Genomic DNA, 6,000 nt, shown 5'->3' with positions numbered 1-6,000 from the left:
CGTGATCAAAACAGCCCGCCCGGTAGCGGCCGCCACGCCACGCCGCACATCCCACGAGTCCATACAGAACCGCAGGTCAACCCAAGATCAACTTAAGCTACGTGGCATTGACCGCAGCCGCAACCCCGACCCCCCCGCCAACCGGGGTGTTCCGAAGGTAGAGGTATGCCCGTTTCGAGGGCTGTTCGCCAACGGTTTCCGACGAACTTGGTTAGTAGGTTTCAGTGGCGGGGAAGCGGTCGCTGAAGGTAATGGCGAAAGCGTTCAACGCTGGTTTCCCGCGCATCGTCCATCGGGTTCTGCCTGCTCCGGTGGGGTCCAACGATTCGATCGCGTTCGTCGAGCAGATCAGCCGCCGGATACCTGCCACCCCACCGCCTAGCCGATCCACAACGACCCCGAGTGCCTCTTCGTGATCACGAGAAGGTAGATCACGACTGGGACCAGAGCCTGGGAAGGTTTGACTACGTATGCAGCCAGTAGTTGATGTATATAAACTGGAAGAAACTATCTTCAATGCAGGTGAAACGGCCTGGCAGCAAAGGCGAATGCAGGACGCCAAGCGCCATATTCAACAGTGGGGATACCATGTGCTGGGTAATGGCCTTTCCGTTGAACACCGCCGGCAGCAGGCCTATATCTACAATCCTGCGGTCCCAATCTCGTACGCGCAGTACGCTTTTCATGCTTTAGATTCCGAGCGCCGAATTCGTAGAGAACGCAGCGATGCGGCGGCGCTGCCTAGTCACTATTCCTCTCTGGAAGGGGGTGGTCCCCAAGCTGGACAGGCAGGGTCCGGGGCCAGCCAGCATCAGCAGTATTTGAACAGCTCGGGACGGGCGCCGGGGGCGCCTCGGATCTAGCTAGGTGGTCAGGACGTACCCGCCGGCCTGGGCGTTCGCCGGACTGGCCACGAGTAGGGCGATCGGCAGGCCAGCTCCAAGCGCTACGTACCCGCCGACTCGACTCTCCCGAGATCATGCCCTTTCTAGGCCGCCGGCAGGAGATTTGTTTCACGGATCGGTGAGGGCATGTCGGGCGTAGTGGCTGGCCCCTTGGCTGTGGCCTGGTGTCGGCGTCGGAAGCAGGGCTGTTGCGTAGTCGCTTGAGTGCCGGCTGACCTGCGGGAACTCGCGGTCAACCGTCCGGTGCAGGTGGTCGGCTCGGCTGGGCACCGAAGCAGAAGTGGTGCGACCGAAGGCCCCGTAGCTCCGCAGGCCAATGGACCGGGACCACCACGACGGGGGCTGCGCTGGTGCTGACCTGCGCAAACGGACTACGCAATAGCCCTGGCGTCGGAAGATGGACCAGGCGATGGCGTCGGCCGTGCGCCGGGCGGGTTCGATGATCAGGGCGTGGAACAGCCGTCGGAGTTCGTTGACGGTGGGCGGGATCAGCTGCCTGGGCTGGTGGTGCTGGCCGCCGTGGCGAGGAAGGCGTGGGCGGCGATGACGAGGGTGGTCCAGCGGTGCGAGGCTCGCCAGCGGCGGTGTTGGTGTTGATCCAGGCCGAGGCCGGTTCTGGTGGGACGGCTCGGCGGCCGAGCGGTCCGAGCAAGTCAGTACTGAGACGGAGGTAGGCAGAAGGCCGGACCCACAGGGTCCGGCCTTCTGCGTTTCGCCTGGTCAATCTGGCGGAGGATACGAGATTCGAACTCGTGAGGGTGTAAACCCAACACGCTTTCCAAGCGTGCGCCCTAGGCCTCTAGGCGAATCCTCCGTGAGCCAGGATACAGGCCCCCGTCGGCCGGGCCACCCCACCACCCCCTGAAGATCGACGGGCGGTCGGGTAGGCTGGGCGTCACCTCCCGTGCGGCGGTATCTCGTGAACCTCCCCAGGGCCGGAAGGCAGCAAGGATAAGCGAGCTCTGCCGGGTGCACGGGAGGCCTTTTTGTCTGTGGACCGGTTGATCCACTCGTCATCCATGATGTCGCGGTGTCCCGGGCATGCGGACACCCCGATTTCCAGGAAGCCGAGTTGATCAACGCGCGGCGACCAGTCTGCCCGGGGTGGTGGGTGGTCACCCGCGCCCGACCGGCGCAGAATGGCTCGGTCGAGAGGAGGCGGGACGAGTGACGCTGGCGCTCTACCGCAAGTACCGGCCGCGTACCTTCGCCGAGGTCATCGGGCAGGAGCACGTCACCGAGCCGTTGTCGCAGGCGCTGCGCAGCGGTCGGCTCAACCACGCCTACCTCTTCTCCGGCCCCCGTGGCTGCGGCAAGACCACCAGCGCCCGGATCATGGCCCGCTCGCTCAACTGTGAGCAGGGCCCCACCCCGGAGCCGTGCGGCACGTGTGAGTCGTGCCGCTCGCTGGCCACCGACGGCACCGGCTCCATCGACGTGATCGAGATCGACGCGGCCAGCCACGGCGGTGTCGACGACGCCCGCGAGCTGCGCGAGCGTGCGTTCTTCGCGCCGGCCAACAGCCGCTTCAAGATCTACATCATCGACGAGGCGCACATGGTCTCGACCCAGGGCTTCAACGCCCTGCTCAAACTGGTCGAGGAGCCCCCGGAGTACGTCAAGTTCATCTTCGCCACCACCGAGCCGGAGAAGGTCCTCGGCACGATCCGGTCGCGGACCCACCACTACCCGTTCCGGCTGTTCCCGCCGAAGGTGGTCCGCCCGTACCTGGAGCAGCTCACCCAGGCCGAGGGCGTCGCCGTCGAGCCGGCGGTCTTTCCGCTGGTGGTCCGTGCCGGTGGCGGCAGCATGCGGGACAGCCTCTCCGTGCTCGACCAGCTCATCGCCGGCGCCGGCCCGGAGGGGGTCAGCTACGCGCGGGCCGTCGCGCTGCTCGGGGTCACCGACTCCGCGCTGATCGACGAGATGTGCGACGCGCTGGCCGCCGGGGACGGCGCCGCCGCGTACGCCACCGTCGACCGGGTCGCCGAGGCCGGGCACGACATGCGCCGGTTCGCCTCCGATCTGCTGGAGCGGCTGCGCGACCTGATCGTGATCCAGCAGGTGCCGGACGCCGCCGCGAAGGGCCTCATCGACGGCCCCGCCGACCAGATCGAGCGGATGGCCGCGCAGGCCGCGCAACTCGGCCCCGGCACGCTCTCCCGCTGCGCCGACATCGTGCACGACGGCCTGGTGGAGATGCGCGGCACCACCGCCCCCCGGCTGCTGCTGGAGTTGATCTGCGCCCGGATGCTGCTCCCCGGCGCGCACGACTCCACCGGCGGCCTGCTCCAGCGCCTGGAGCGGATGGAACGCCGACTCACCCTGGGCGGCGGCGAAACCCCCACCAACCCAGGTGTACGCCCACAGCCCGCCGCCCCCGTCCTGGCTGCCGCAGCCAACCCGACCCCGGTCAACGCCCCGACCTCTGCCCCGCCGTGGGAGGTCGACCCGGCATCGTCCCCGACCCGCAGCGCCGCAGCCCAGAGTGCTCCGATCTCGGGTGCTCAGCCGTCGGGCGCTTCCGCCTCGACCGCCGACTCGCCGATCCCGGCGTCGCCCGGCGCTGTGTCGGCTGGTGGCTCGCCCGCCCCGCGCCGCGTGGTGCCGCCGTCAGCGGTGCTCCCCGACCCGGCGACACCCGTACCGCCCCGACCGGGTGCGCCGGCTGCCGCGCTGGACGCCGTCGCGGTCCGCCGGGTCTGGCCCGACGTGGTCGGCAAGGTCAACCGGACCAACAAGCGCATCGCCGCCCTGATGCGTGACGCGGTCGTCCGTGAACTCGACGGCGACATGCTGGTGCTGACGGTCAAGTCGACCGTGCTGGCCAAGATGATGGCCGACCACGCGGCGGTGCTCACCGACGCGCTGTACGAGGAGTTGGGCGGGCGCTGGCAGATCCGTTGCGAGGTGGCCGGCGAACGAGGTGGCACGCCGCTGTCCGCCCCACCCGCGACGGCTGCCGCGCCGCCTGCTCCGGCGGCTGCCCGACCCGCCCCGGCGAACGCATCGCCCAGCGCAACGACCCCGGCCACCGCTCCGACGACCCCGGCCACCGCTCCGACGACCCCGGCCACGGCTGCTGGGGCGACGACCCCGGCCGCGGTTCCGACGAACGCGGCCACGGCTGCTGGCTCGACGAACCCGGCCACGGCTGCTGGCGCGTCGAACACGCAGCCCGCTGGCTCGGTGGCCGACGACGAGGACGACTGGCCGGAGGCTGCCCGCCCCGGCGGCTACGCTCCCGCGGTCCAGGCGACGGACGGGGAGGACTGGCCGGAAGCTGCCCGACCTGGTGGCACCGCCGTGGCTGACCGCGTCCCCGCCTCGGCATCCGGCGTGAACGGCGCCGACGCGGCCCGTGGCGCGTCGGACGGCGGTGGCCACGGCACGGCGAACGGTGTCGGCCTGGGAGCGAACGGTGACCGCTCGGGTGGCTCCGGCTCGGCGACCGGTAAGCCGGACGTGCGGGCGGGCAACCCGACACCGGCGGCCCGGCAGCCGGCGGCAGCCGGTGGCGCACCGGTGAGCAGCGCCATCGCCGCCGCCCGCGCGGCGGCGGCGGGGCGCGGTGCGCGTACCGCAGCGGTAGCCCGGCCTGTCGCGGACGCCGAATGGGCGGGCGAGCCGCCCTACGACCCGGACTTCGACGGCCCGCTGCGCGGCGGTCGGCCGGGTGGCGCCGCCCCGGCGGCGGCCCCGGCCCTGGAGGGGTTCGACCCGGGCGACGAGCCGTTGGACGACGTCATCGACGAGAAGACCGCGCGGGAGTCCAGCGAGGAACAGGCGGTACGGCTGCTCCGGGAAACCTTCGGTGCCGAAAAGATCAACGAGGTCGATGCCCGCTGACACCCCGAGCCCGTGATCCGGGGGGTCCTCAGTCGAAGACGACGACCCGACGGCCCACCACGTCACCGCGGCCCAACGCTTGGAGATTCTCGTTGATCTCGTCGAGCCGCACCGCGGTGACGGTGTGCTCGATCCGCCCTGCGGCGGCCAGCGCGAGAACCTCGGTCAGATCGTTGTAGTTGCCCCAGAACGATCCGAGGAACTGCAGCTCGCCGCCGACGATGAAGTTCAGGGGGACCTCGACCTGGGTGCCCATCAGGCCGACTGCGACGACCGCCCCCTCGGACCCCAGGATCGCGAAGTCGAGCGCGATCGACTCCTTGGCGCCCGTGCAGTCCAGGACCGCGTCGACCGCCCGGCGGCCGGTGAGTCTCTCGAGCTCGTCCTGCACCTGGCCGGCACTCTTGCCCCGAGTGTTGACGGTGTGATCGGCGCCGTTGCGCCTGGCGACCTCGAGCTTGTCGTCGGTACGGGAGAATCCGACCACGGTCGCGCCGGCGCCGAGCAGCTTCGCGTACTGCACGGCGTAGCTGCCCAGGCCGCCGATGCCGGCCACCACCACCGTACGTCCCGGGCCGAGCTTGCCGGCCGCGCTCAGCTTCTTCACCCCGCGGTACGGGGTCAGCCCTGCATCGGTCAGCGGCGCGAAGTTCTCGGGCTGCTGGCTGTCGCCGGCCGGCACCCGGATGAGCTGGCGATGCGGCACCGCGACGTACTCCGCGAATCCGCCGGGCGGCCCGAAACCTGGCCATCCGCCGGTGCCGGTGCACATCTGCTCGTTGCCCTCATGACACTGCCGGCAGGTCCCGTCGCCCCAGCCGGGGTTCACCACGACCAGATCGCCCTCGGAGAGGCCCGCCGAGGCGGGCACCTCGGCACCCCGACCGGCCACGTGACCCGCGATCTCGTGCCCCGGCGTGATGGGGAACTCGATCGGCGCGGCGGCCTGGAAATATCCCTCGACGAGCTGGAAGTCGCTGCGACACATGCCGGTCGCCGCCACTTTGATCAGGACCTCGTCCCGCCCGAGCTCGGGAACCGGAATCTCCTCCAGCCGCCATGGTTCGTTGTAGCCGTACATCCGAGCCGCCCGCATCTTCATGACAACCTCCTGATCTCAGCGATGCTGTCGCTGTCGTAACGCCGGATAGCGGACAGGCGGACCCCTAAAAATGCCCGCTTACGCACGGTACGTCAGCACTCGTCCGTGCGATCGGCGATCTGCCTATCCGGTCGTTACGACGTT

General features: G+C 69.7%; 3 protein-coding genes, 1 tRNA gene, 1 other RNA gene and 1 pseudogene. 2 read left to right on the top strand and 4 right to left on the bottom strand.

Annotation, left to right across the window (positions count from 1 at the left end; genetic code table 11):
- Positions 1–464: 464 nt before the first annotated feature.
- The 3 genes and pseudogenes from AB0H52_RS27910 to AB0H52_RS27900 form a co-directional block, all read right to left on the bottom strand.
- The gene (locus AB0H52_RS27910) at positions 465–686 is read right to left on the bottom strand and encodes a hypothetical protein (protein ID WP_357951192.1); all 222 of its coding nucleotides are present in this window, start codon (positions 684–686) and stop codon (positions 465–467) included.
- 603 nt (positions 687–1,289) lie between these two features.
- Positions 1,290–1,525: pseudogene (locus AB0H52_RS27905) on the bottom strand (IS701 family transposase); the annotation flags it as partial.
- Positions 1,526–1,631: 106 nt separating this feature from the next.
- Positions 1,632–1,719, bottom strand: a tRNA-Ser gene (locus AB0H52_RS27900).
- A gap of 82 nt (positions 1,720–1,801) precedes the next feature.
- Here AB0H52_RS27900 and ffs point away from each other — a divergent pair.
- Positions 1,802–1,891, top strand: an RNA gene (gene ffs, locus AB0H52_RS27895) — signal recognition particle sRNA small type.
- A gap of 181 nt (positions 1,892–2,072) precedes the next feature.
- Positions 2,073–4,754 carry a DNA polymerase III subunit gamma and tau gene (locus tag AB0H52_RS27890; protein ID WP_357951189.1) on the top strand — a complete coding sequence of 894 codons (2,682 nt, stop codon included), beginning with the start codon at positions 2,073–2,075 and terminating at the stop codon, positions 4,752–4,754.
- A gap of 28 nt (positions 4,755–4,782) precedes the next feature.
- Here the strand turns inward: AB0H52_RS27890 and AB0H52_RS27885 are convergent, their stop codons facing one another.
- Complete coding sequence (locus tag AB0H52_RS27885) at positions 4,783–5,856, bottom strand: NAD(P)-dependent alcohol dehydrogenase (protein WP_151491061.1); 1,074 nt, start codon at positions 5,854–5,856, stop codon at positions 4,783–4,785.
- Positions 5,857–6,000 lie beyond the last annotated feature (144 nt).

The organism is Micromonospora sp. NPDC050695, from assembly GCF_040654415.1.
GTDB lineage: Bacteria > Actinomycetota > Actinomycetes > Mycobacteriales > Micromonosporaceae > Micromonospora.
This window is presented reverse-complemented; position numbering and strand designations above follow the sequence as displayed.

What these genes read in the sequence shown, in the direction of transcription:
- AB0H52_RS27910 (WP_357951192.1), bottom strand. Translation starts at nt 686, where the DNA reads ATGAAAAGCGTACTGCGCGTACGAGATTGGGACCGCAGGATTGTAGAT.
- AB0H52_RS27885 (WP_151491061.1), bottom strand. Translation starts at nt 5,856, where the DNA reads ATGAAGATGCGGGCGGCTCGGATGTACGGCTACAACGAACCATGGCGG.